At 43.5% G+C, this 25,690-nt stretch carries 18 protein-coding genes and 1 riboswitch; of the genes, 5 read left to right on the top strand and 13 right to left on the bottom strand.

Going from position 1 to position 25,690, the window contains the following annotated elements; genetic code table 11:
- Nucleotides 1-4 precede the first annotated feature (4 nt).
- The 8 genes from ITG09_10825 to ITG09_10790 form a co-directional block, all read right to left on the bottom strand.
- A complete protein-coding gene (locus tag ITG09_10825) occupies nt 5-1,276 on the bottom strand; it encodes a YeaH/YhbH family protein (protein UPR51201.1) in 1,272 nt (423 codons plus the stop codon).
- An 82-nt stretch (nt 1,277-1,358) separates the two neighbouring features.
- Complete coding sequence (locus ITG09_10820; GenBank protein ID UPR51200.1) at nt 1,359-3,293, bottom strand: PrkA family serine protein kinase; 1,935 nt, start codon at nt 3,291-3,293, stop codon at nt 1,359-1,361.
- Between the two features lie 296 nt (nt 3,294-3,589).
- On the bottom strand, nt 3,590-3,787 hold the full coding sequence (locus tag ITG09_10815) for a hypothetical protein (protein UPR51199.1): 198 nt from the start codon (nt 3,785-3,787) through the stop codon (nt 3,590-3,592).
- A gap of 58 nt (nt 3,788-3,845) precedes the next feature.
- Entirely contained in the window at nt 3,846-4,346 is a 501-nt protein-coding gene (locus tag ITG09_10810; GenBank protein ID UPR51198.1) for a YfbU family protein, read from the bottom strand.
- A gap of 220 nt (nt 4,347-4,566) precedes the next feature.
- Nucleotides 4,567-5,307, bottom strand: a complete 741-nt coding sequence (gene pflA / locus ITG09_10805; GenBank protein UPR51197.1) for a pyruvate formate lyase 1-activating protein — start codon at nt 5,305-5,307, stop codon at nt 4,567-4,569.
- A gap of 164 nt (nt 5,308-5,471) precedes the next feature.
- Nucleotides 5,472-6,473, bottom strand: a complete 1,002-nt coding sequence (locus ITG09_10800; protein UPR51196.1) for a lipid A deacylase LpxR family protein — start codon at nt 6,471-6,473, stop codon at nt 5,472-5,474.
- Between the two features lie 203 nt (nt 6,474-6,676).
- Nucleotides 6,677-8,953: a formate C-acetyltransferase gene (gene pflB, locus ITG09_10795; GenBank protein ID UPR51195.1), complete on the bottom strand. Its 2,277-nt coding sequence runs from the start codon at nt 8,951-8,953 to the stop codon at nt 6,677-6,679.
- A 306-nt stretch (nt 8,954-9,259) separates the two neighbouring features.
- Nucleotides 9,260-10,801, bottom strand: coding sequence for a DUF3360 family protein (locus ITG09_10790; protein UPR51194.1), 1,542 nt, complete (start codon nt 10,799-10,801; stop codon nt 9,260-9,262).
- A 442-nt stretch (nt 10,802-11,243) separates the two neighbouring features.
- Between ITG09_10790 and ITG09_10785 the strand changes: the two genes are divergently transcribed.
- The 5 genes from ITG09_10785 (at nt 11,244) to ITG09_10765 (ending at nt 16,143) form a co-directional block, all read left to right on the top strand.
- Nucleotides 11,244-12,731: a hypothetical protein gene (locus ITG09_10785; GenBank protein UPR51193.1), complete on the top strand. Its 1,488-nt coding sequence runs from the start codon at nt 11,244-11,246 to the stop codon at nt 12,729-12,731.
- A 243-nt stretch (nt 12,732-12,974) separates the two neighbouring features.
- On the top strand, nt 12,975-13,745 hold the full coding sequence (locus tag ITG09_10780) for an ABC transporter ATP-binding protein (GenBank protein ID UPR51192.1): 771 nt from the start codon (nt 12,975-12,977) through the stop codon (nt 13,743-13,745).
- A 124-nt stretch (nt 13,746-13,869) separates the two neighbouring features.
- The gene (locus tag ITG09_10775) at nt 13,870-14,640 is read left to right on the top strand and encodes an ABC transporter substrate-binding protein (GenBank protein ID UPR51191.1); all 771 of its coding nucleotides are present in this window, start codon (nt 13,870-13,872) and stop codon (nt 14,638-14,640) included.
- 79 nt (nt 14,641-14,719) lie between these two features.
- Nucleotides 14,720-15,460: an ABC transporter permease gene (locus tag ITG09_10770; protein ID UPR51190.1), complete on the top strand. Its 741-nt coding sequence runs from the start codon at nt 14,720-14,722 to the stop codon at nt 15,458-15,460.
- Between the two features lie 2 nt (nt 15,461-15,462).
- The gene (locus ITG09_10765) at nt 15,463-16,143 is read left to right on the top strand and encodes an ABC transporter permease (GenBank protein ID UPR51189.1); all 681 of its coding nucleotides are present in this window, start codon (nt 15,463-15,465) and stop codon (nt 16,141-16,143) included.
- 104 nt (nt 16,144-16,247) lie between these two features.
- Here ITG09_10765 and ITG09_10760 read toward each other — a convergent pair whose 3' ends face one another.
- The 5 genes from ITG09_10760 to ITG09_10740 all read right to left on the bottom strand — a co-directional run bounded on the left by ITG09_10760 (nt 16,248) and on the right by ITG09_10740 (nt 25,492).
- Nucleotides 16,248-19,124: a hypothetical protein gene (locus ITG09_10760; GenBank protein UPR51188.1), complete on the bottom strand. Its 2,877-nt coding sequence runs from the start codon at nt 19,122-19,124 to the stop codon at nt 16,248-16,250.
- 30 nt (nt 19,125-19,154) lie between these two features.
- Nucleotides 19,155-19,238: riboswitch (cyclic di-GMP riboswitch) on the bottom strand.
- Between the two features lie 12 nt (nt 19,239-19,250).
- The gene (locus ITG09_10755) at nt 19,251-20,591 is read right to left on the bottom strand and encodes an HlyD family type I secretion periplasmic adaptor subunit (protein ID UPR51187.1); all 1,341 of its coding nucleotides are present in this window, start codon (nt 20,589-20,591) and stop codon (nt 19,251-19,253) included.
- Nucleotides 20,584-22,269 carry an ATP-binding cassette domain-containing protein gene (locus ITG09_10750; GenBank protein ID UPR51186.1) on the bottom strand — a complete coding sequence of 562 codons (1,686 nt, stop codon included), beginning with the start codon at nt 22,267-22,269 and terminating at the stop codon, nt 20,584-20,586. Before ITG09_10750 ends, ITG09_10755 begins: the two co-directional genes overlap by 8 nt.
- 156 nt (nt 22,270-22,425) lie before the next feature.
- Complete coding sequence (xthA, locus tag ITG09_10745; GenBank protein UPR51185.1) at nt 22,426-23,232, bottom strand: exodeoxyribonuclease III; 807 nt, start codon at nt 23,230-23,232, stop codon at nt 22,426-22,428.
- A 169-nt stretch (nt 23,233-23,401) separates the two neighbouring features.
- Nucleotides 23,402-25,492: a S9 family peptidase gene (locus tag ITG09_10740; GenBank protein ID UPR51184.1), complete on the bottom strand. Its 2,091-nt coding sequence runs from the start codon at nt 25,490-25,492 to the stop codon at nt 23,402-23,404.
- Nucleotides 25,493-25,690 lie beyond the last annotated feature (198 nt).

Below are 25,690 nucleotides of genomic sequence, written 5' to 3'. Positions count from 1 at the left end.
TCCCTTACGCTGTCTCTTTCTGGAACAGTTCTCTAAACACAGGAAAAATATCATCCACCGTTTTAATGTTTTTCATGGCGAAGTTGTCAAAGCTGCTCTCGAGTTTTTCGTATTCGTGCCAAAGTGTTTGATGAGAGCGGCGTGTTATTTCGATGTAAGAGTAATATTGGCAAGTTGGCAGAAGCGTATTGACCAATAGCTCTTTACAACGAGGAGAGTCATCAGCCCAGTTATCGCCATCAGAGGCTTGTGCAGCATAGATGTTCCACTCATTAGCAGGGTAGCGGTCTGCGACAATTTCCTTCATCAGTTTCAATGCACTCGAAACAATGGTGCCACCGGTTTCTTGTGAGTAGAAAAACTCATGTTCGTCGACTTCTTTAGCCTGAGTATGGTGGCGAATAAACACAACATCGACGTTTTCGTAGGTGCGGTTTAGGAACAGATACAGAAGGACATAAAAGCGCTTCGCAATATCTTTTGTGGCCTGATCCATTGACCCAGACACATCCATTAGACAGAACATGACCGCTTGGCTAGATGGAATAGGGCGCTTCTCGTAGTTTTTAAAACGTAAGTCGAAGGTGTCAATGAACGGCACACTTTCAATTTTTTTACGTAACTCGGCAATTTCTTCTTTGAGGCGACCTTCTTCAAAAGGTTGTGCCGGCTCTGTCATTTTAACTTGGTCAAGCTGCTCCATCAGTAGGTTAAGCTCGCGCTTTTTACCTGCTGTCATCGCAGTTCTACGAGCCAGAGATTGCTGCAGTGAACGAACAATAGCGATGTTGGACGGAATCCCCGCACTTTGGTAACCAGATCGGTGAGTTTTCCATTCGGTGATTTTGTTGACCTGATTCTTCTCTAGATTAGGCAGAGCTAAATCTTCAAAGAGAATATCAAGATACTCATCTTTTGAAATTTGGAAGGTAAATTCATCTTGGCCTTCGCCATCAGGGCTTGCGTCACCCTGGCCTGAGCCACCACCTTGACCGCCACCTTTAGGACGTTCAATTTTATCGCCCGTGATGAACTGGTCATTACCTGGGTGAACGCGTTCTCTTACGCCGCCTTGACCTTGGTGAAAGCTTGGCTCTTTGATGTCTTTATGGGGAATAGTGACGTCTTCACCGGTTTCAGTATTGGTGATTGAGCGTCGGTTGACTGCATCGGCCACAGATTCTTTGATTTGCTCTTTATGGCGTCGTAAGAAACGCTGTCTATTCACAGCACTCTTATTTTTGCCATTGAGCCTCCGATCGATAAATTGTGCCATAAGAACTCCCTCTCAGCTGATGTCGCGATCCTATTTTTTATTATGTACGAGCTGCTCACTTGAACAGCTCAGTACAGTTTGGTTATGAGGATTTACGAACTCTTAGGTACCACTCGGATAGCAGTCTAACTTGTTTCTCGGTGTAGCCTTTTTCCATCATACGAGCAACGAAGTCGTCGTGTTTTTTCTGATCATCCGTTGAGGTCTTAGCATTGAACGAAATAACAGGAAGTAGCTCTTCTGTGTTGGAGAACATTTTCTTTTCAATCACAGTGCGCAGTTTCTCGTAGCTCGTCCAAACTGGGTTTTGACCGTTATTGTTGGCTTTGGCACGAAGCACAAAGTTCACAATCTCATTTCGGAAGTCTTTAGGGTTACTGATACCGGCGGTTTTCTCGATTTTCTCTAGTTCACCATTCAGAGAAGCACGGTCAAATAGCTGGCCTGTTTCTGGATCGCGGTACTCTTGGTCTTGAATCCAGAAGTCTGCGTAGGTGACATAGCGGTCGAAGATATTCTGACCGTACTCAGAGTAAGACTCTAGGTAAGCGGTTTGAATTTCTTTACCGATGAACTCTACGTAGCGCGGCACTAGGTATCCTTTCAAGAATTCTAGGTACTTCTCGGCGGTCTCTTGAGGGAACTGCTCACGTTCGATTTGTTGTTCAATAACGTAGAACAAGTGCACTGGGTTCGCGGCCACTTCGGCTTGGTCGAAGTTAAACACGCGAGACAGAATCTTAAAGGCGAAACGCGTTGATAGCCCAGACATGCCTTCGTCAACGCCAGCATAATCTCGGTACTCTTGGTAGCTCTTCGCTTTTGGATCTGTGTCTTTTAGAGTTTCGCCATCGTAAACGCGCATTTTTGAGAACAGAGAAGAGTTTTCAGGCTCTTTCAGTCTCGAAAGGATGCTGAATTGCGATAGCAGATCGAGTGTGCTTGGTGAACAAGGTGCTTTGGACAGCTCACTGTGTTCCAGTAGTTTTTTGTAGATCTTAACTTCTTCAGAGACGCGCAGACAGTAAGGGACTTTTACAATGTACACACGGTCGAGGAAGGCTTCATTGTTTTTGTTGTTACGGAAGGTCTGCCACTCGGATTCGTTCGAGTGAGCGAGAATCATGCCGTCAAATGGCAGTGCAGAAAGCCCTTCGGTACCGTTGAAGTTACCTTCTTGTGTTGCTGTTAGTAGAGGGTGTAATACCTTAATTGGTGCCTTAAACATCTCCACGAATTCCATCACACCTTGGTTGGCTTTACATAACGCACCAGAGTAGCTGTAGGCATCAGGATCATCTTGAGAGAAGTGCTCAAGTTTGCGAATATCGACTTTACCAACCAGAGACGAAATATCTTGGTTGTTTTCATCACCAGGCTCTGTCTTCGCGATCGCAACTTGATCGAGAATAGAAGGGCGCAGTTTGATGACTTTGAATTTGGAAATATCACCGCCAAAATCGTGCAGACGTTTCGCTGCCCACGGAGACATAATCGAGCGAAGGTAGCGTTTCTCAATGCCGTATTCGTTCTTCAATAAGTCGCCGTCTTCGTTAACATCGAATAGACAGAATGGGTGATCGTTTACTGGGCTTCGTTCACCGTCAGCAGACAATACATAGATTGGTAGTTTCTGCATCAAGGCTTTAAGTTTTTCTGCGAGAGAAGATTTACCGCCGCCCACAGGGCCAAGTAAGTAAAGGATTTGTTTACGTTCTTCTAAACCTTGCGCAGCGTGTTTTAAGTAAGAAACAATCTGTTCAATCGCATCTTCCATGCCGTAGAAATCTTTAAATTCGCTGTATCGTGAGATGACACGGTTCGAGAAAATACGACTCAGTTGAGGGTCTTGAGCTGTGTCAATGACCTCCGGTTCGCCAATGGCTAGTAATAAGCGCTCGGCAGCATTAGCGTAAGCACTTTTATCGTCTTTACACAGCCCTAAGAACTCTTGCAATGTCAGCTCTTCTTCCTTGGCTGCTTCATAACGTGATTGATAGTGGTCAAAAATACTCATAGTCACATTCCCCTTGTTAACCAGTCAAAACTGACGAGCGATTGAAAAATAGGCTCTCCCTACATTTTAAGGTTAGACCCGCTTCCACAATTTTGCTTAACAATTATGTATTTATTTACAATTTTGCGTGTGAAAAACGTGGTGAGCGCAATAGGCAACTTGAGGTGCGTAGAATCAAATTATTTTACATTCGAGGGGATCTGGCCGTTTGTTTTGCGATTTTAGATCGCTTAACAATACCCATGCTGGATTTATGTGTGTTAGATGTATAGCTGGGCTCAATTGATTTGTCGGAATTAAGTACCATATAGTGCGCGGCGTGATTGAAAATTGCTCAATAAATCGGTAGATGTAGTGAAGAACCATGGGTCAAAAATAGTGGCTATCAGTGCTGCGTTACTGGCATCAACCTGGCCGAGAACGTTGGTGTGGCTTACGTTTTCTAGTTGCTTTGTTTTTCTCTTTGGTACGAACATTAAAAAAGGGTTACTCATGATGAGTAACCCTTTTTCTTGAAACTTTTTAAAAAGTTATCGCTGATCTATTAACGTATTAAGCGCTAAAGATTTGAGATAGCTCTGTCGCACATAGGTGGTACTGACGAGGGCAGTTGCGCCATGTTGTTAGCATGCGACGGTATTTCTCTAGCATTGGCATTTGGCTATTGAAGTGGTGATCGGCTTTGTCGAATTGAGGGTAAAGACCTTCAGAATCCACAAGGAAACGTACGTAGTGTACGGCCTGTGCTTCAGAAGCGATATCAAAACCTAAGAACTGCAGGCGACGTTGGTCAACTTCAGCACGTTCTTGTTCTGCAAGCATTTTGTTCGACTCTTGCATTGCATGGTACATCTCCATGATGTCGATAATTTCGCGACATTCTGCTTCAGTCAAACAACCAAATTCTTTGTTAAGCTCACGCATTTGGAGTTCGTAACCACGTTCTACAATCGTTTGTAGACGTTGGTATTTAGCTGAGTTCTCAGGATTCATTTGAGACATTAGGTAGTATTGATTTGATAGAATTAGACGCTGAGCATTGGTCATTTCCATGGGAGGAGCCTCACTAAAAAACTAAATGTTGTATTCTTTTGTTGCAGTAAGAGTAACAGCATTCCTACGAGTGGAAACATGATCTCAACACGGATTTAATATGATTTTTTGAATTGATAAACAAAAGTTGTAAAGAAAAGTGAAAGGATATTCCAACAAGAAAAGAAAACGCCCCAATTGAAATTGAGGCGTTTGAAAACATTATGAACGTAAATCTATATTAGTATTTTACGTTTGAATGGTACTGGCTTAGAACAGCAACAATCTCGTCCATTTTCTCTTTGCTTGGCGGATTTGTACCTTCAAGAGGGTAGTCAAAACCAAGCGCTTCCCACTTATGTGCACCAAGTTTATGGTATGGAAGCAGTTCTACTTTCTCGATGTTATCCATGTCTTTAATGAATTCACCTAGCAGATGAGCATCTTCAGGTGTATCTGTGTAGCCAGGGACAATCACATAACGAATCCACGTCTTCTTACCGATTTTGTGTAGGTAGCGTGCAAAATCCAGAGTACGTCTGTTTGATACACCAATGAAATCGTGGTGAATCTCATCTCGCATGTGCTTAAGATCGAGCATCACTAGGTCAGAGGCTTCGAGTACTTCATCAACCACTTCAGTGTGCTTACGAATGTAGCCATTAGTATCAAGACAAGTGTGGATGCCTTCAGCTTGAGCCGCGCGGAAAAAGTCACGAACAAACTCAGGTTGTAGCATCGCTTCGCCACCAGAACAGGTGATACCACCACCAGAGGCTTTCATGAAATGACGGTATGATTTTGCTTCGCTGATGATCTCTTCGACCGTAACTTCCTTTCCGTCATGAAGATCCCATGTATCGCGGTTATGACAGTACATACAACGCATTAAGCAGCCTTGAAGAAACACAATAAAGCGGATACCAGGGCCATCGACAGTACCACAAGATTCGAATGAGTGAATGCGACCAGTTGTAGACATGAGCTATTCTCGTAGAGGAATTTATACCGTTTATTTTATTACAAAAACGGCACATAAAATAGGGTCAAATGGTAACGAGACCTTTAAAAATAAAGGCAATCACCTGTGAAGATGATTGCCTTTATTAAACTTGAAAAGTAAAGGACGAAAGCCCTTATTGGTGGCTAGAAGAAAGCGAACATTGTGATACCACCAGTGGTGTACATTGACTCTTTTGCTTCTTCGTAATCTGGCGTTTTTGCGGTTAGCGCGAAAGAGGCACCAATGTATCGGTTATACCAAGCCACACCTAGCACTGCCGTTGCTTGAACATTCTCTAAAGTCACATCGTAGATAGCAGGGTCATCTCCTACTTTATTAGCGTATTCGTCCACACCTGAACGATCACCTTCGATAGTCAAGTCATTGAATCGGTAACGACCTTCAAGGCCAGCATAGGTAAACCAACCTGAGTTGGATGCGCCAATCATGCCAGCTTTAAATGGGTTTTCAGTGCTGATGTTAGCCGCACCAAAGTTACCACCTAGGTCGGTACCCCAACGGAACATGAAGCCCGTTTGGATATCACTTCTAAAGTTACCCACATTAATTTCTGAGATATTTGATATTTCGAAGTCGGTGTTCGCTAGAGCTTGATTACGCATTAGGTTGAAATGGCTTAGGTAACCAACGCTCCCCGCCCACTCATCATCAATTTGATATTCCCAACCCATAGGCTCATCCGATTTTGTGATCGAGTGAACCAACTTTTGAGCATCTTCAGACAATGCACGTTCGCCTGTTGTACCAAACGTGATGTTAAAACGTTGAGCTTGTTGTGGGTTCAAGCTGATGTAGTTGAATTCTGTATGCAGGTAGCCAGCGTATGGGCGATCATTGGCAAGGGGTTCTTCTGCTTCAATATCGGAAGGCGTATACATCTTGTGGCCAATGGTTATTTCCCACTTATCTAAAGAGCTTGCGCCCCAATAGGAAAGACTCAATGGTTTCACCCAATTGTATGGCGTAATACTTGACGATGTGTAACCCAGAAATAAGCCGTTGGTATAGTCTTGGTCGACACCAAAAATACCATCATTATCTAAAGCAAAAGTTAGCGTAGAACGCTCAGAGGCTAGAGATGAGAAAGAGAGAAGAATCAGGGGTAAACAACGCAGGTATTTCATGGAGCAGTTACTCTTAAATTATGAACCAAGATAGTACCGTAATTAGAGTTTAGGTGTGAAAAAAAAGTGAATAGATGACGGTTTTTTTGCTCAATCTGACGTTTCGTATAAGTGAAAGCGAAATAATGAATTTATGAGTGATATAAAAAAGCCCCGCACATTGGCGAGGCTAATATTATTTACTGGTCGATTAAGCGGTGAGCTTATAGAGACTCAGTAAATGTACGTGCGATTACGTCAGCTTGTTGCTCTGCAGTTAGAGAGTTAAAGCGAACAGCGTAACCAGATACACGGATTGTTAGCTGAGGGTATTTCTCAGGGTGCTTAACTGCGTCTTCAAGAGTTTCGCGGTTAAGAACGTTAACGTTAAGGTGTTGACCACCTTCAATGCCAGCTTCGTGGTGGAAGTAACCATCCATTAGGCCTGCAAGGTTAGCACGTTGGCTGTCTTGTTCTTTACCTAGTGCGTTTGGCACGATAGAGAACGTGTAAGAGATACCATCTTGTGCGTCAGCAAACGGTAGTTTACCTACAGACGTTAGTGAAGCTACAGCGCCTTTCTCATCACGACCGTGCATTGGGTTTGCACCAGGAGCGAAAGGAGCGCCAGCACGACGACCGTCTGGAGTGTTACCTGTTTTCTTACCGTAAACCACGTTAGACGTGATAGTAAGAACTGACTGTGTAGGGATAGAGTTACGGTAAGTTTTAAGCTTACGGATCTTGTTCATGAACGTAGAAACTAGTTCACAAGCAATGTCATCTACACGAGAGTCGTTGTTACCGTATTTAGGGTAATCGCCTTCGATTTCGAAGTCAGTTGCGATGCCATCTTCGTCGCGGATTGGTTTAACAGTCGCGAACTTGATTGCAGACAATGAGTCAGCTGCAACAGATAGACCAGCAATACCACAAGCCATAGTACGACGAACGTCACGGTCATGAAGAGCCATTAGAGACGCTTCGTAGCTGTACTTGTCGTGCATGTAGTGAATGCTGTTTAGTGCAGTCACGTATTGCTTAGCTAGCCAGTCCATGAAGTGATCTAGACGGTCCATTACTTTATCGTAATCAAGAACAGCGTCAGTCATTGGAGCTTCTTTAGGACCAACTTGCATCTTAAGTTTTTCGTCCACACCGCCGTTGATTGCGTAAAGCATTGTTTTCGCAAGGTTAGCACGAGCACCGAAGAACTGCATTTGCTTACCAACGATCATTGGAGATACACAACAAGCGATAGCGTAATCATCAGACTCAAGGTCAGGACGCATTAGGTCATCATTTTCGTACTGGATAGAAGAAGTATCGATAGATACCTTCGCACAGAAACGTTTGAAGCCGTCAGGTAGCTGCTCAGACCAAAGAACCGTGATGTTTGGCTCTGGAGAAGGACCCATTGTGTATAGAGAGTTAAGGAAACGGAAGTTCGAACGCGTTACTAGCGTACGACCGTCGATGCCCATACCACCCATAGACTCTGTTGCCCAGATTGGGTCGCCAGAGAATAGCTCATCGTACTCAGGAGTACGTAGGAAACGAACCATACGCAGCTTCATTACGAAGTGGTCGATCATTTCTTGAGCTTGGTCTTCTGTAATTTTACCAGCAGCGATATCACGCTCTAGGTAGATGTCTAGGAAAGTCGAAGTACGACCTAGAGACATTGCAGCACCATTTTGAGATTTAACAGCAGCTAGGTAGCCGAAGTAAGTCCACTGAATAGCTTCTTGAGCAGATTGAGCTGGCTCAGAGATATCGAAGCCATAAGACGCTGCCATCTGCTTGATTTGACCTAGAGCACGGTGTTGCTCAGAGATCTCTTCACGCAGTTGCATTGTAGCTGCAAGATCTTCGCCGTTCTCGAAACGCTCTTGTAGAGAAGCGAATTGAGCTGCTTTGTCTTTCATTAGGAAATCAATACCGTAAAGTGCTACGCGACGGTAATCACCAATGATACGACCACGGCCGTATGCATCTGGAAGACCAGTCAGAACACCAGACTTACGACATTTCAGAATATCAGGCGTGTAGATATCGAAAACACCAGCGTTGTGTGTTTTACGGTATTCTGAATAGATTTTTGAAACCATCGGGTCAAGAGTTTCACCGTATGCTTTACAAGAACCTTCAACCATACGTACACCACCGTTAGGGATGATTGCACGTTTTAGTGGTTTTTCAGTTTGTAGACCAACAATTGTTTCAAGGTCTTTTTGGATGTAGCCCGCATCATGAGAAGTGATGGTAGAGATAACAGAAGTATCGAAATCTACAGGTGCTTTAGTTGCGTTTTCCTGTTTGATACCTTCCATTACCGAAGCCCAAAGCGTATTAGTCGCTTCAGTACCTTCAGAAACTAGGAAAGACTCGTCGCCTTCATATGGCGTGTAGTTCTTTTGAATGAAATCACGAACGTTTACTTCGCTTTGCCACTCACCTGCAGCAAAATCTTCCCAAGCTTTAGCAAATTGCTCTGCCATGACATACCTACCTTTTTAGTAGAAAAAATTCGTACTTAACACTGTTGAGCCAGCGCCCCTCGTAAGGGTAGTACACTCTTATTAATAACAATATATATGAGCATATAAGCGTCATATGGTTATATATATTGTCACTACTTTTTATATGTTGTCTTTACTCTATGAATTCAAGACTACGCTAAAAAATTCCTGCAAACCTTAAACTAAATCAATAAATACCAAAAAAAGTTGAAAAAATTTGAGTGGCAGGGGTTGCCACCCAAACTTTTTTTTAGTCTCAATACTACTTTTGTGTAGTTAAGACTATTATAGCCAAGCTTTTAGGCCATATTGACTTTCTAGCATACCAACTGCAAGCATTGCTACTAGACAGATAACTAAAACGCCAACCGGGATAACAATTTTGTCTACAAATGATAGACGCTTCGCACGTTCTTTATCACCAATAAAGCCATTGTTATCAAGAAGCATAGTTAGTGCCCATGCTAATACAGGGTTAACAACTGCTGAACCGAAGATACAGATACCAGCCGCTTGAGAATCTTTTGAATCCTTAACCATTTGCATACCCGCTTCAAGTAGAGGTAGAGATACACCTACAAGTAGAGCAACACGCATTACTGGTGGCCAAACCGCAACATCCATTGGGAAACCAAGGATTGCAACAATAATACATAGAGAACCAAGCAAGATTGCGCCGCCAGGAATTGGGCGTTTCGCGATTGCTGCTGGGATCATGTAAGTACCCCAAGAAGATGTGATGTTACCACCACCCACAGCAGTACCCACCATTTGACGAACTGAACACATAGTCATAGTGTCATCCACATCCATCAGAACTTTTTCAGAACGTCTAGGGTAGTTAAGTTCTTGGAAGATACGGTGACCTAAGAAATCAGGAGACCACATTGCTACAGCAAGGATTGCAAATGGTAGAGATGCAATGAAGTGTTCAACATTTGGCAAGCCAAGCATCCAACCTTCAGAAGTAGAACCCCACCAGTAAACTGGGTTTAGGTTTGGAATACCCATTTTGGTTTCGAATACGATATCGAAACCAGCACCTAGTGCTAAAGCAATCGCAAGGCCTGTGAATGCACAAACTGGGATAGCTAACCAGCGCTTGTTCACTTTTGCTAGAAAAGCGTAGATAGCAATAGTAATAGCAAGAACGATTAAACCAACGTAACCCATGCTACCCGCTTCAACAGTAGAAGATTGAAGACCAACAGCCCATTCTTGAATTGAGTTGATTTGGCTCATTGTACCCGTTAGGCCTAAGAAAATGAGCAAGCCACCAGCGGTACCTTCCGAAGTAAGGTTAACCAACTTGGAGCCGCCTTTTAGGAAACTTAGGATTAGACCGAAGACACCGATAAGGATTGCCAATGCAAGAGGGTGAGCACCAGCGAGAGCGATGGTACCAATAAGAGGGATCATTGGGCCGTGGTTACCGGCAAGGTTTGCTTTAGGGTTAAAGAAACCAGAAGCAAGGATACAAAACAGTAGTGCAGGAATAAGCATTTCTACACGAGCAACTTCAATTGCGAAGTCTTTACCTAGGTTTACGTGATCCCAAGCTTGAGTTAGGCCATCAGCCCAAGACATCATTACTGCAGAGTACATCGCAATGATACCAATGGTACCAGCAAGTGCAGGAACAAGATCTTCAAGTTCAAAGCGGAAGTCACGGCCTGGAAGGTTTAAACCGAAGCGGCGAGGCTTCATGATTTGAAGTTCGTGATCTAGATAATCTGAGCGGCTCTCAAATTCAGAAGCAGGGCGGTGTAGCTCTTTGTAGCTTTTCTCTTCTACTTCAGAGTTCGCATTGTTCACAACGTCTGACATAGATTCCTCATATTTTTATGTTAGTAATTCTAAAATTGAATTCTATAAGTTCGCGTAATTGCGTAATTGCGTTATTTCTTAGTTATAACTCATTAACATTATGTTGCACGATTTTGATGTGCTTTATGTAGCTAAGTTAAAAGAAATGTTTGGCATTTTTAATGCCTTATTCTTTGCTGAGGAGTCTAACAAGCTTACCCTTTAGGGTGATTGATCTTGATCACTTTATGAGTTTATGTGAAAGAAAGCTACAAAACGCAGCGATTCATTAACTTATCATTGATGAATTATGTAATTAGTTTTCACAAACTGTCGTTTTCATCGTCTTGTCACAGTTCTTATCCTATATAAATTCCATTTTTAATGATTGGCTTACTTTTTGCTTAATCGCTAATAGATATTTAATTTTGGCGAGCTGTTGCCACAAACAGGACGAGAATAGATGAAAAAGACATTAATGTTGCCACTAGCGGCAATGGTTTCAGGGTTACTAGTTGGTTGTGGCGGTGGAAGCAGCGGCGGCGGTGGTGGCGGTGGTCCTGTCAAAACAAGCATTCAACTTGAATTTGTTAAAGTAGATAAAGTAGATGCTTCAACGGCTGGAAGTTGCCAATATTATGATAGAGAAAGAACGGTAACTAATAATAGCGGTACTGAGAATGTAACCACAGAAGTATTGGTAGCAAAGCCAATTGAAGATGCTTTGGATAGTTTACTTTCTATTGTTTACCTTGATGACGACGGTGAGGTTGTCGCTGAATCAGAAGAAACAGTAAGCAACGGTAAAGTTAAGATTATTGTTGACGATATTCCAAAAAATGGTTTCGTTAGTATCAAAGAACAAGTCGGATTCGACTTGTACGTCACATCTTTCTCTCAGAAACTTCTAGAAGCTAATGCGTCTAATATGTCGACAATGCTCATCACCGTTGTCACTCCAATTCCTTCGTTATCTTGCATTACTGGTACAAATTTGTCTGAAGTAACGCAAGACAATATCCGTTACATAAACACCGGTGATGATACGTCAGGAGACTCAGCTGTTTTCCCTTATGTTTTCACTTCTAGTATTGATCAAGAGACGTCAAACAATCCTGAAATAGATACGAGTACTGGATTCCAAGCATTAAGCAATGACATTACTCTAGCGACTCAGTATCGTGCAGACGGTAGTTTATTCCAATATGGGTTTGATGACTGGTCTAGCAGCAGTATTGAGCTGTCATACACGGGGAACCAAAAATCTATCATGCGCGGTTCTACTGTTTCGTATGGGGATCTAGATATAGGTGTTGCATATAAGAATACCAATAAGATTCTGGTGACTCAGGCAAATACTGTCCGCGAATATTACCATACGGATATGCTGCGTAATGGTGAGCAATGGTTTGCTAGAACAACTGGCACTCCTATTACTAATTGGAGCGCAGAGCTGAATATCCCATTAGATGACACATGGGATTTGGACGTAAACGAAGATGACGTATTTAACGTTACGACATTAGCTGACTTGGACCCTGCGATATCCAACAGAAGCAATAACCCCGCTAACGCTCTGATAGTTGATCTTTCTAATAGTATTTCTATTGATACGACAGAGAAAGGTATTCAGCGTGTAAGCTTAAAGCCTAACTTAGGAAGCGCCGCAACTCAGCTTCACACCGTATATGGATTTACTAATGAACAAGTAATTATTCCTAACATTGAATCTATCGACTCATCAGATTTAGGTAGCTTTGATTTACAACAAAACTACTGGTTTTCGGAAAATGATGAAGATATTGACTTCCGATATGTACAAAACGGTTTCTACAGCACTGCACTCACAGATGCTAAATATGATGCTCACGGATTAGTCTTGAAAGAAAGTACTCGTATTGAATTAGAAGCAATGAGTAAAAGTACTAAATTCTTATCATTAGAACGATAAATAATAGGCTTGCTTAACATAATTTAAACAAATAAGCTCCGTTGAACGGGGCTTTTTTATAAGCGATATTCATATCATTGAGGCGAAAACGCTACCTTTTGCATAATAAGTCAGAGTGAATCGCTATTTATTCCAGTTTATTAGGTTAATAATTTGTTGCATGTTGTTTCGTGTGGTGCTAGTTTGTATCGCATGAAAAGGTCGGAGTACCTTGCATTTTCACAAACTTGGGAGAGAAAGCGCATGAAAGATGTACCAGCGCTGGACATAAAGGATCTACACAAAACGTTTGGTCAAAATGAAGTTTTAAAGGGAATTTCACTTTCTGCGCATAAAGGCGATGTAGTATCGATTATCGGATCTTCAGGGTCGGGTAAAAGTACTTTCCTTAGATGTATCAACCTTTTAGAGACACCAACCGCAGGCGAGATTTGGGTTAATGGCGAATTAATTCAAATGAAAAACAACCGCCAAGGTGTATCTGTTCCTGCCAATGAAAAACAAGTACAGCGAATCCGTTCTCGCTTAGCGATGGTTTTTCAGGGTTTCAATCTGTGGTCTCACCTGACCGTTCTCGAAAATGTTATCGAAGCGCCTGTTCACGTCTTAGGTGTACCTAAAGCACAAGCGATTGAAAATGCAGAGTTACTACTGAAGAAAGTAGGCCTGTATGAGCGCAAAGATTACTACCCAGGTCATTTATCAGGTGGACAACAACAACGTGCTGCGATTGCGCGAGCGCTAGCGGTTGACCCTGAAGTGATGCTGTTTGATGAACCCACATCGGCACTAGACCCTGAGTTAGTAGGCGAAGTGCTTGGTGTAATGCGCGATCTAGCAGAAGAAGGAAGAACCATGCTTGTGGTAACACATGAAATGGCTTTCGCTCGTGACGTATCAAACCATGTGATGTTCTTGCATCAAGGCTTAGTGGAAGAGCAGGGCGATCCAGCTAAACTGTTTACGGAACCTGAATCTGAGCGTTTACAACAATTTATCTCATCGATTTACTAATCAGAATTGAAATGCCGTTGCCAAGGTAAACAGCGACGGTGTGAACAATAAAACACAACAAGTAACAACAAACACAATATTAAAACTAGCAAAACATAAAAACCTAAATCACAGGAGTAGGGATATGAAAAAGTGGTTATTAGTCGCGGCACTTGCTGCAACTGCTGCAACGGGCGTAGCTCAAGCAAAAGAATGGAAAACAGTACGTTTCGGTATTGAAGGTGCTTACCCTCCGTTTAGCTGGACAGAAGCTGACGGTTCACTGAAAGGCTTCGATGTCGATATGGCTAACGCGCTTTGTACTGAAATGCAGGTGCAGTGTAAGATCGTTGCACAAGATTGGGATGGTATTATTCCTTCTCTACTTGCTCGCAAATATGATGCAATCATCGCGGCAATGTCTATCACGGAAGAGCGTAAGAAAAAGATCGACTTCACTGGTAAATACGCACTTATCCCAAACAATTTCATCGCTAAGAAAGGTGCAGACCTTAACTTTGATGATCTAAGTGGTAAAAAGATTGCCGTTCAACGTGCAACAACTCACGATAAGTACCTAACAGACAACTACGGTGACACAGTAGAAATCGTTCGTTACGGTTCATTCGATGAAGCTTACCTTGACCTAGCTAACGGTCGTGTTGCTGCTGTACTGGGTGATGCATCAGCTCTAGAAGAAGGCGTACTAAACAAAGCTGGTGGTGAAGACTACGAGTTTGTTGGTCCATCACTAACAGATCCTAAGTGGTTCGGTGAAGGTTTTGGTATTGCTCTACGTAAGCAAGACAAAGATCTGACTAAGCAATTAGATGCGGCAATCCTTTCACTACGTGAAAAAGGCATCTACCAAGATATCGCTGCTAAATACTTCAACTACGACGTATACGGTGAGTAATCTCTAGCATCACTTCTTAAGGGAGAGGTTCTCCTCTCCCTGTCTTACCAACTTTTTCGCAGTTCTGTTGGAATTCATTATGTTTGATTTACAAGGATATGAAGCGTCGATCCTGAAAGGGGCGGTGCTTACAATCGAAGTTGCCTTACTGTCGCTAATTTTAGCTATGGTTCTTGGTATGCTAGGTGCCTTAGCAAAGCTAGCGCCTTATCGCTGGGCTCGTGCTATTGCAACCCTCTACACAACCGTTATTCGCGGCATTCCTGATCTCGTCTTGATGATGCTGATTTTCTTTGGTGGGCAAATCCTTTTAAACAACAGTTTGTATTCCATCAATGAGTGGCTCAACGAGTGGTTCACATCAAGTGATCCTAACCACGAATGGACCTCTTACTTACCTGATTATATTGATGTCAGCCCATTTATTGCTGGTGTCTTAACCATTGGCTTCATCTTTGGCGCTTACATGGCCGAAACTTTCCGTGGTGCAATCATGGCGGTTGACAGCGGTGAAATGGAAGCAGCAAAGGCCTATGGCATGGGCCCCGTTTTAGCGTTCCGCCGTATTCTATTACCGCAAATGATTCGTCACGCACTACCGGGTTTTGGTAACAACTGGCTGGTTTTACTTAAAACTACCGCGCTGGTTTCGATTATTGGCCTAGAAGACATGGTACGTGTTAGCGCATTAGCGGCAGGTTCAACCAAAATGCCATTTACCTTCTATATGACAGTAGCGATTATCTTCTTATTCTTCACCAGCGTTTCGACGGGCTTACTTAAGTTGGTTGAACGTAAATTCAGTATCCACGCGAGGTAGTTATGGACTTTTCATTGATAATTGAAAGCCTGCCGATTTACCTTGATGGTTTATGGACAACGGCTTGGATGGTTTGTGTCGCTTTGATTATTGGCTTATTTGTAGCCATACCATTAGCGATCGCTCGTAACAGCCCAAACATGCTGATTAACGCTCCGGCTTGGTCGTTCATTTATTTCTTCCGTGGTACGCCGCTACTGGTGCAGTTGTACCTGATTTACTACGGTATGGACCAGTTCTTTCCAGTAAAAGACACACTATGGGAAAACGCATGGTTCTGTGCATTGGTTGCGTTTATTCTGAATACGTCGGCTTATACCGCTGAAATCATCCGTGGTGCAATTAACGGATTACCGAAAGGTGAAGTTGAAGCAGCAAAAGCATATGGCATGAGTACACCGAAGACATACCGCCGTATCATTCTGCCAAGTGCTCTTCGTCGAGCATTACCGGCTTACAGTAATGAAGTTATCTTCATGCTTCACGGCTCTGCGGTAGCTGGTATCGTAACCATTATGGACTTAACAGGTGCAGCGCGTTTGGTTAACTCTCGTTACTACGCCCCATTCGAGTCTTTCCTAACGGCAGGTCTGTTCTACATGGCACTAACGTTCATCATCATCGCGATTTTCAAATTCGCAGAGAAACGTTTCCTAGCGTATATGAGGCCGTTAGATTCTTAATTGCTATAATTATTCACTGAAGTCAGAGTGAAAGAATATGGCGACTAAGGTTAAAACACAGTAAAAGAGCGCCAATTTGGCGCTCTTTTTAATCAATTGTTACTTTAGACTTCTGATAGAGTGATGTAATCATCCCAACAAACGTCAGTGTATACTTGAACTGCTTCGTTATCCTCATTGGTAAATGTATAGCAGTAGAGTTCCCCCTCAACCCCCTCTAAACCTAGGTTAGCTCGGACCGTTGGATCCAATGCTGAGTAATCAACTTCTGATTTCATGGCGTCGGTGTAGCCATTCTCTCTTAGCTCAAGGTTTTCGACGCCAAGTGCATAGAATGCGTTACCATCATTACCATCTACATCTTGGGTTTGACGAGCAACTTTGTTTAAGTTGAGTTGCAACGTATCATCTCCACTGGTACCGATGACAGCTTCCATCCCTTTAATGGTCGTTTTACCCATTAAGTCAAAGGTGACACCGGTCTCTCCTTCTGGGACATCTTTATCATTAGCGACCAGTACATCGAACCCTTTACCACCATGGATTAAGGTATCTTCTGCATCAAAGGCTATTGTATCGTTACCTTTACCCCCACGGATTTCGTCTGCACCCCCACCACCAATGATGATGTCATCACCTTTACCGCCCTTGATATGGTCGATTCCGTCACCTCCATCAAGCCAATCATCGCCTTTACCACCGAACAGTTGCTCTGGTTGGTCGTCTATTTCAACTGTGGTTACCACATCATCGAAGTCCCCATCACCACCAGGGTTGTCATTCCAGAACTGATTTCCGAGTTCTGTACCCGGGTTGAAGTTGTCAATACCGCTAACATCTAAGGTAAGGTTGCCGTTACTACCGACTAAATCTTGTACACCTAGCAAGAAGGGGTGGTCACTGTTATTGGAGCTTGTCGCTTGTTGAGTGTTTAAGTCAATCTCAATACTTTCCCCTGAGACGAAACCATCATTCCCACCATCTGGGATAATGAAGAACCCGAGTGTATCAACGCAATCATCACATTGTCCTAAATCGAGACTAAAGCTGTTGCCAGCTTCAGAGTCTGGAAGGTGATCCTTCACATTACCCCAAATGACTTCGGCGTTTACATTGCCTTCAGTGTCTTTTGTGAAGTAACCAAACGAGTTTTCGAAGCCCGCTTCGGTGCCTTCCATTGTGACATCAATAGTCCCTCTGAAGTTACTTACATCGTAGTAACCCGTATCAGGATCGAGTTCAGGTACGCCACCCTTCGCGTTGTCGCCACCAAGAATGACATCGTCCCCACGACCACCGCGCAATATATCGGTGCCGTCACCCGTTAGACCATCGGTGGTAACAGAAGTGACGTAGTAGTCACTAGAGTCGGCGTTAGCGTTTCCGTTTTTGTCAAATGCAGGACCAACGGCAGTAAACTGAAGCTCATCAAAGGCTTTAAAACCCGTGTCTTCAGGACCGATGTTTAGATAACCACTGTTGTTATTGCCATCCGCTAAATCGCTCGCAATGAAATCACCTTCAGCGACCAGAATACCCTCTCGATATGCTGCCCAATGGCCAGCCTCATCTACGCCATTGTCGCCTTCATTTAAGTAGAGGTTGGAAATGCCGATTTTAGCAATCATCGTATGTTCGTCTAAGCAGACAGAAAACATCTCTGATGCACCTTCACCGGTACCGCCGTCGTAGCTAAAGCCGATTTGAGCCAATACACCACTTTCGCTAGCGCCTTCTACGCCATAACCTGTACCGCCAGAACTCGCATTACCTGTATCTACGCTACCGACAGAGCCGTCAGCATTGTAGGCAGTTGAATTTGCTGATAGGTCGACGGATGTCGTTGGCTCTGCTAATTCGAACTCGCCGGTTCCTTCGTTAAACGACAGCGCTTCAAAGTTATCGCCGATAATTACGTCATTCCCTTTACCGCCTCGAATCAAGTCATTCCCAGCAGCACCTTCATTTGCAGCGTCTGGCCCGTTATCACCAATGAGCACATCGTTATGCAGTACCTGCTTCAATGACACGTTATCAATCAGGGCCCCAAAGGTGTCTTCTGCACCGTCGGCAATAAAATTGAGTGAGTAATTTCCTGAAGAGAGATCGACATCTTCGCTAAACAGATCCCAATCATCATCTATGCCGTCAATGTCTTGGAAAGACTTTTCGAATACAACGTCGGTGCCTGCCATTATTTGAACTGTGAAAGGGGCAGTGGTGCTATCGCCTCCTTTATTACGGAAAGCATAGGAAAAATCGAGTTGATATATACCGTCGTCATCGACCGTAAATGTTTGGGAGACGGTTGAATTTGAATTCGCGCCATGCGAGTCTAATTCTAGGAAGTGACCACTGGCGATATCAGTCCCGTAACCATCAGCTGGGACACCGCCATGCAGTTGTTCTTGAATTTCGATACTGCCAACCTCGGCGCTCCATGCACCGGCGCTTGGCGCTGTTCCCCACGTATTGCCAAGGTCAAAAGCTTCAAAATCACCATCGCTGATTAGGTTTTCGCCAAATTCTGCACCAGCGCCTCTGTCACCATAAATAATGTCATTGTTCGCACCGCCTTCAACGTAATCATCACCGGCACCTGCAACCACAATGTCGTCAACACACTCTTCTCCTAGCGCTTCTAAATCTTTATCGCGTGCCGCGCTTAAGTCGCGGTTAACGCCGGCTTCATCACCAGCATTGAGCGAATGATTCCAAGCTTCAACCACATCGTTTCCGGCACCTGCTTTAATTGTGTCTGATCCACGTCCAGCTGCGATAAAGTCATCGCCGCTGCCGGCATGCACAATGTCGTCGCCTTTACCGGCTCGTACTTCGAGGTTATCGCCGCTGAGGTTAGAAAGGTCATTGTTGACATCTCTAGATTCTGGGGTGGGGAGGTTAGGACCATCAACTAGTATATTGGTATCATTGCTACCATTACTTTTCAGTCCTGCTGCTGTATTGGTTACTTCTGCCATCGTTTTTTCCTCACATATCATTCGATACATAGAGGCAGCCCAGCCATCTCGGCTTCATCCCTGAGATCTGGAGCTTTCCGTCCTCACCTCACGATGAGTTTGGCTTTATCTTCTTTGTGCGCTTGGTTAAATTTCTCTCATTGCCTTATAGGCGCTCACAGAGAGTGGGTTGAGTAGATACTCGAGCGGTGTTTGTTGCTCAAGTAATATCATCACTTCTGCGGGCATGCCCGGATACAATGAGATGTTTTCTAATGCTTCTAGCTCAGACTTATCTAACGATACTCTCGCTAAGTAAGCAGAAGATCCTGTGGCTTGATCGCTAATGCGGTCAGCCGAAATATGGACTAATTTTCCACGAATCGGTGGCGTTTTACGGAAGCTGTATGCGGTAAGCCTTACTTGGGTATCTAAGCCAATTCTCAAGGCTTCGATGTCTTCTGGTTTCACTAATGCTTCAACAATTAGCTCATCATCTTGAGGAACCAATTCCATTAAGGTTTCACCCGGAGGAACAATGGCATTTTCAGACACAATATTAAGTCCAACCACCACACCACTCTGAGGTGCTCTAATTTCAACTCGGGTGAGTATATCTTGGGCGTTGACCATAGCTTCTCTGGTTTCATTCAGCTTTCGTTCTAAGTCTTGAATCTCTTCGCCGAGCGTTTTGGCGTAAGTATAATCCGCGTTGATAAGCTCTAATTTTGCTTCTGCAATGGTACGTTTTGCGTGTCCAATCCTAGCTTTGAGGTCTGCAACATCACCTTGTAATTGAGAGCGTTCTCGCTGTAAATCCAATAAGCGAGATTTAGATGTGTTACCGGAAACAAGTAAGTCTTGGTGCATTTGTACCTGTTCTTCTAGATACTTTAGGCTTCGATTTCCGGCTAAGAATCGTTGTTGGAACCCTTGAAGATCCAGTTTTGATTGCTCCACTTTTTGCTGTAACACATCGGATTCACCGGATTTTAACGATTGTCTTTTGCTGAAAAGTTTACTCTGCGTATCAAGTAAGCTTGATACGTTTGGGTCACTCATAAGGGAGAGTAATCTCATATCAAATTGAATCTCTTGATGGCTCGCTAACTCAGATTGCAAGCGGTTCAGCCGCGCTAAATCACTTTGCCACTGAGCTCTTAGCCTTAGAAGCGATGCTTGAGCTTGTGTGTGACTTAACGTGATGAGTAGTTCGCCTTTTTGGACATGGTCGCCGTCAGAAACATGGACGATTTCTACAATCCCACCTTCTAAATGTTGAATGGGTTTCCGTTTTGATTCTACGATAATCACACCAGGAGCAATGGCGGCTGAAGATAGGGGAGCAAAGTAAGCCCAAGCTCCAAAGCCACCAAGAGTGGTCACAAGGACTAACCAGATAAACATCTGTATTTTGAAGGTAGAAAAGATCAGTTTTCTACCATCGTCGAAGTGAATACCTTTGTCGTCATGATGAATATTAGCCATTCGAAACCTCCGAAGAGGCGACATTGAAGAGCGACCGGACAACTTTACTTGCTTCGCCTGCTTGCGTTATCTGTCCGTTTTTCAATTCAACAACCCAATCGACATGTCTGAGTAAGCTTGGGTTATGCGTTACCATTACGACAGAAATGGATTTCTCTTTCGCCAATTGTAATAGCGAAACAAGAAACTCTTCGCCTTCTCTGTCGAGGTGTGAATCTGGCTCATCAAGCACAAGTAGTTTAGGTGAGAAAACCAATGCTCTTGCAATGGCTAGTTTCTGTGCTTGTCCACCAGATAACTGATGACCAAAAGAACCTATAATCGTTTCATATCCATTCGGTAAGGCGACAACAGCGTCATGCACACCGGCTTGAATAGCGGATCTGACTATTTGGCTATCCGTAACGTTGGAATCAAATCTGGCGATATTTTGTTTGACAGTGCCATGCAAAAAGTCGATGTGCTGAGGGACATAACCGACGGTGTGTTTGAACTGATTCTGATTCCACAACTCGACATTGAGTCCATCAATAGAAATACCACCTTTCGAAGGCGATATGCCGTTAGTGATCATTTTACATATGGAAGACTTACCTGATCCGCTAGGGCCTATCAATGCGACTCGATTTCCAGATTCCAGTCTTAGCTTTAAACCATTAAGCGTTGGCTTGTTAAGGCAGTCAGAGGCGAACCATGTGACGTTGTCGATGACTAAATCACCTTTAATGGTTTCTAACTCGGTTCGCTCGGTATGTTTAGTATGAGATGCAAATTCCTTAGCTAAGCGTTTGTTTGCATCCAAACCAGTTTTCCATGCTTGAATACCGCTAGAGAGCATCTCAATTGGCTGGAGTGCTCTCGCCATTAAGATAGAACCCGCGATCATACCACCGGCAGACATGGCATTTTGAATAACAAGACTCGCTCCGACAGCCATGATGATAAGTTGAAGCACCATGCGTATGTAACGAGAAAATGCACTCAGTGAACAGGTGGCTTGATCTAAATGGCTGCGAGACCAGCTTTTTTCCGCCAATATTTCTTGGTAGGTTTGACTTAACCCTTGTTGCTGATGTTGACTAAAGATCGTGGCGTGTTTTTGAAAGCACTCGTCGTTTTTTCTTTGTGTTGCGAGCTGGCTTAAGTACGTGGTTTTAAAGTGCTTAGATTTAACCCAATGAGAAAGCAATGTTGTCATGAGAATAAAAACAACGGCACACACACCGACTAATCCGATATATGGATGAATCGCAAACATAATAATAAGAAACAGGGGAGTGAATGGCAGATCAAACATGACAAAGTAGGCAGGCGAAGAGAGCAGGCTTTTTACCTCGCTGATATCGTTGAACAGATGCTTTTCTTTTGATTTCGATGAGAAGGAGGTTTGTTCAAAGAGCTGCTGAGACGCGACAAATTCAAATTTTATCGCTTTCTTTTGCGCATACTTGGCTCTAGATGCGTCAAGGAACGCTTGGGCTGTAAGCAGGAAAACTGCAATGAAGGCCAAAAATAGAAGCGTATCTAAACTTTGACTTGAGAGGACTCTATCGAACACTTGAAGGCTGAATAAGGGGACGACTAACATCAACAAGCTGATCGCTCCGCTGACCACCATCATCGGAAGTAAACTACGCAGATTAATTGGATTTATACCAGCCCAAGGCTTTGCATCCATACAAAACTCTCTCCATTGATTGTCCAAATAGTATAGATGGACAATGGCGAGAATGTGAACTATCTCCAGTTTTTTGAGTGGATTTGAGTTAGGTAAAAAAAATGCACAAGCTAAACAAAAACTTGTGCATTTTCGATTTAAAATTTAATTTGGATTTTATTTAAACGTCGACCAAATCGGAGCGTGATCTGACGGTTTCTCGATGCCACGCAGTTCGTAATCGATGCCTGCTTCAGTACATTTATCAGCAAGCTTCTGAGTCGCAAGTACTACATCAATACGCAGTCCGCGGTTGTCCACGAAACCTTTCGAGCGGTAATCAAACCACGAGTACTGGTCGTTTACTTCAGGGTGCAGTAAACGGAAGCTATCCACAAAACCCCAATCCATCAATGTTTTCAACCATTCACGCTCTTCTGGTTGGAAAGAACATTTACCTGTTTTTAACCAACGTTTCGCATTAGGTTCACCAATACCGATATCAATATCGGTAGGGCTGATATTAATGTCGCCCATCACAATGACTTGTTCGTCTTTGTTGTGGTAGTCATTTAGGTAAGTCATCAAGTCTTTGTAGAACTGGCGTTTGTACGGGTATTTGGTCTCGTGCTTGATGTTGTCCCCTTGAGGGAAGTAGCCATTTAGCACGGTAACCTTTTCACCGTTTTCATCTTCAAACGTCGCCATAATCATACGCTTTTGATGGTCTTCATTGTCAGTAGGAAACCCCTTCTGTACAGATATAGGTTCTTGCTTACACAGCATAGCCACACCGTAGTGCGCTTTTTGGCCATGGAAGTAAACCTTGTAGCCCATTGCTTCAACATCAGCAATTGGGAAGGCTTCGTCGTGTACTTTTATCTCTTGCAGACCAATCACGTCGGGTTGGTGTTTGTCGATAATAGCTTGCAGTTGGTGAAGGCGGGCTCTAAGGCCGTTGATGTTGAAGCTAATTACTTTCATTTGTTTTTATACCTCTCGTAAACCTTTGTCACTGCTTGTCTTTAAAGGTTTTTGATTTGGTGGATTTCATGGTTCATCGTATTTAACCATGCTTAATAATTTATGTCGCCACTTTGTAGAGACAAAGTGGCGACATTAAATGATGTGAATACTTACAGTTACGCAGAATCTATTGAGTCTTTAGTAAATCTAAAAAGAAAGCGTATTCAAGTGCGTATTCTTTCAATCGCTTAAATCGACCAGAAGCGCCACCGTGACCGGCTTCCATATCGGTTTTGAATAGCAACACGTTGTTGTCTGTTTTCATTTCACGCAGTTTCGCCACCCACTTCATTGGTTCAAAGTACTGTACCTGTGAGTCATGGAGGCCTGTCGTTACCAACATGTTCGGGTAGCTTTGCACTTTTATATTGTCGTATGGTGAGTAACCCAACATGTAATCGTAGTAGGTTTTATCGTTTGGGTTGCCCCATTCATCATACTCGTTGGTGGTTAGCGGAATCGATTCATCAAGCATGGTTGTCACAATGTCTACAAACGGAACATGTGCACCAATACCACGGTACAGTTCTGGTGCTTGGTTGATGATTGCTCCCATCAATAGACCGCCAGCAGAACCACCAACAGCGAACACTTTATCTTTTGCGCCGTAGCCTTCTTCAATAAGCCCTTTGGTTACATCAATAAAGTCGTTGAACGTGTTTTGTTTGGTCAGTTTTTTGCCATCTTCATACCAAGGGCGACCAAGCATTTCTGAACCGCGGATATGTGCGATTGCATAAACAAAACCTCTATCCAGTAGGCTTAGGCGAGTTGAGCTGAAGGTCGGTTCAATAGTAGATCCGTAAGATCCGTAACCATATTGGTAGATTGGATTAGTGCCGTCTTTCTTGAACAAGTCTTTGCGATAAACCAAAGAGACAGGTACTTGCTTACCATCGCGAGCCGTAACCATGATTCGCTCTGATTGATAGTTATCTGCTTCGAAATCACCTAATACGGGTGTTTGCTTCTTGATTTCAGACTCACCCGTACTTAGGTCGAAATCATAATAAGTACCTGGTGTGGTTAAGCTGCTGTAATAGATACGAACTTTTGAGTTATCTAATTCATAGTTATTCGTTAGGTAAGCGGCAAATGCGGTGTCGTTGAATTCAAGTGGGAACTCGTTGCCTGTTGAGAGTTGGCGAACTTTCACTGTCGATAAGCCACCCGCACGTTGCTCGTAAACAAGATGGTCATCAAACAACTCGAAATCAACAAGCTGAGTATTATCGTTTGCTGGGATAACATCGACCCATTTTGAGCGGTCATGCATGTCTTCGGTTGTGACTTTCATTAAACGGAAGTTGACCGCTTGGTAGTTGGTGTAGATGTAATACCAATCACCTAGCTTAGCGATGCTGTACTCTATGCCGGTCTCTTTTGGGTAGAAAGCCTCAGCCGTAGCCTTTGGATCGTTGGCATCTATGACTGAAACACCGCTGGTTTCTGTGCTCGAGTGCCAAATGTAGACCTGTTCACCATCTTTGCTTTTACTCAAAGAGGTGTAGTAAGCGCTATCGGTTTCTTCGTAGATTAACTCATCGCTTGCCTGATCTGTGCCTAAAACGTGGCGGTAAACTTGATAACCGAGCAATGTTTGTGGATCTTTTTTTATGTAATAGAAGGCTTGGTTGTCGTTTTGCCACGCGATCGCACTCGAAGCGCCTTCAATTTCATCATTTAGGTATTCACCTGTCGTGAGGTCTTTGATCTTGATGGTATAAATGCGGCGGCTCAGCGTATCTTCGCCATAGGCCAACAAGTTTTCGTCTGGGCTGATTGTTAAGCCGCCAATACTGAAGAATTCATGGCCTTTTGATAGTTCATTAACGTCTAAGATGACTTGCTTGTCTGTGCCTAAAAAATCTTTTTCACGCAAGTGAACTGGGTATTCGTTGTCACCAGTGACTTTATTTGAGTAGTAGTAACTGCCTTTGCGAACTGGTACCGAATTGTCGTCTTTCGCGATTCGGCCTTTGATCTCTTCAAACAACTGTTTTTGTGACGCTTCTGTATGTTTGAGCACGGTATCTGCGTACTGGTTCTCTTGTTCAAGATGCTGCAAGATCTCTGGATCTTGGCGTTCATCATCGCGCATCCAGTAGTAATTATCGATTCGGGTATCACCATGAATCGTCATTGTATGAGGGACTTTCTTAGCAACAGGAGCTTGTTTTTGCTGAGCGACGAGTTGCGATGGAGAGTAGTGGTTCATGGTTGTAATTCCTTGTTACTGCATCCGGCTGCAAGCGCGACCGATACGGCTAATGTAGTTAAAGCGATACGCATCTATATATCCTTAGTGTGCACCTTACTCGTTTTAATGCCAGCATCCTTATTAGGTACTTTGGTGTTCGTCCAGTGATTGTTATTTATAATTGGATTCTGGATATGCACTTTCATCGTAAGTGTC

This window comes from Vibrio cyclitrophicus, assembly GCA_023206055.1.
GTDB classification, from domain to species: domain Bacteria; phylum Pseudomonadota; class Gammaproteobacteria; order Enterobacterales; family Vibrionaceae; genus Vibrio; species Vibrio cyclitrophicus_A.
This window is presented reverse-complemented; position numbering and strand designations above follow the sequence as displayed.

Excerpts from the sequence above, each read along its gene's own strand:
- ITG09_10760 (UPR51188.1), bottom strand. The coding sequence starts at position 19,124 with ATGGCAGAAGTAACCAATACAGCAGCAGGACTGAAAAGTAATGGTAGC.
- ITG09_10815 (UPR51199.1), bottom strand. The coding sequence starts at position 3,787 with ATGAGTAACCCTTTTTTAATGTTCGTACCAAAGAGAAAAACAAAGCAA.
- pflA (UPR51197.1), bottom strand. The coding sequence starts at position 5,307 with ATGTCTACAACTGGTCGCATTCACTCATTCGAATCTTGTGGTACTGTC.
- ITG09_10820 (UPR51200.1), bottom strand. The coding sequence starts at position 3,293 with ATGAGTATTTTTGACCACTATCAATCACGTTATGAAGCAGCCAAGGAA.
- ITG09_10770 (UPR51190.1), top strand. The coding sequence starts at position 14,720 with ATGTTTGATTTACAAGGATATGAAGCGTCGATCCTGAAAGGGGCGGTG.
- ITG09_10780 (UPR51192.1), top strand. The coding sequence starts at position 12,975 with ATGAAAGATGTACCAGCGCTGGACATAAAGGATCTACACAAAACGTTT.
- ITG09_10755 (UPR51187.1), bottom strand. The coding sequence starts at position 20,591 with ATGGCTAATATTCATCATGACGACAAAGGTATTCACTTCGACGATGGT.
- pflB (UPR51195.1), bottom strand. The coding sequence starts at position 8,953 with ATGGCAGAGCAATTTGCTAAAGCTTGGGAAGATTTTGCTGCAGGTGAG.
- xthA (UPR51185.1), bottom strand. The coding sequence starts at position 23,232 with ATGAAAGTAATTAGCTTCAACATCAACGGCCTTAGAGCCCGCCTTCAC.
- ITG09_10750 (UPR51186.1), bottom strand. The coding sequence starts at position 22,269 with ATGGATGCAAAGCCTTGGGCTGGTATAAATCCAATTAATCTGCGTAGT.
- ITG09_10800 (UPR51196.1), bottom strand. The coding sequence starts at position 6,473 with ATGAAATACCTGCGTTGTTTACCCCTGATTCTTCTCTCTTTCTCATCT.
- ITG09_10790 (UPR51194.1), bottom strand. The coding sequence starts at position 10,801 with ATGTCAGACGTTGTGAACAATGCGAACTCTGAAGTAGAAGAGAAAAGC.
- ITG09_10775 (UPR51191.1), top strand. The coding sequence starts at position 13,870 with ATGAAAAAGTGGTTATTAGTCGCGGCACTTGCTGCAACTGCTGCAACG.
- ITG09_10785 (UPR51193.1), top strand. The coding sequence starts at position 11,244 with ATGAAAAAGACATTAATGTTGCCACTAGCGGCAATGGTTTCAGGGTTA.
- ITG09_10810 (UPR51198.1), bottom strand. The coding sequence starts at position 4,346 with ATGGAAATGACCAATGCTCAGCGTCTAATTCTATCAAATCAATACTAC.
- ITG09_10740 (UPR51184.1), bottom strand. The coding sequence starts at position 25,492 with ATGAACCACTACTCTCCATCGCAACTCGTCGCTCAGCAAAAACAAGCT.
- ITG09_10765 (UPR51189.1), top strand. The coding sequence starts at position 15,463 with ATGGACTTTTCATTGATAATTGAAAGCCTGCCGATTTACCTTGATGGT.
- ITG09_10825 (UPR51201.1), bottom strand. The coding sequence starts at position 1,276 with ATGGCACAATTTATCGATCGGAGGCTCAATGGCAAAAATAAGAGTGCT.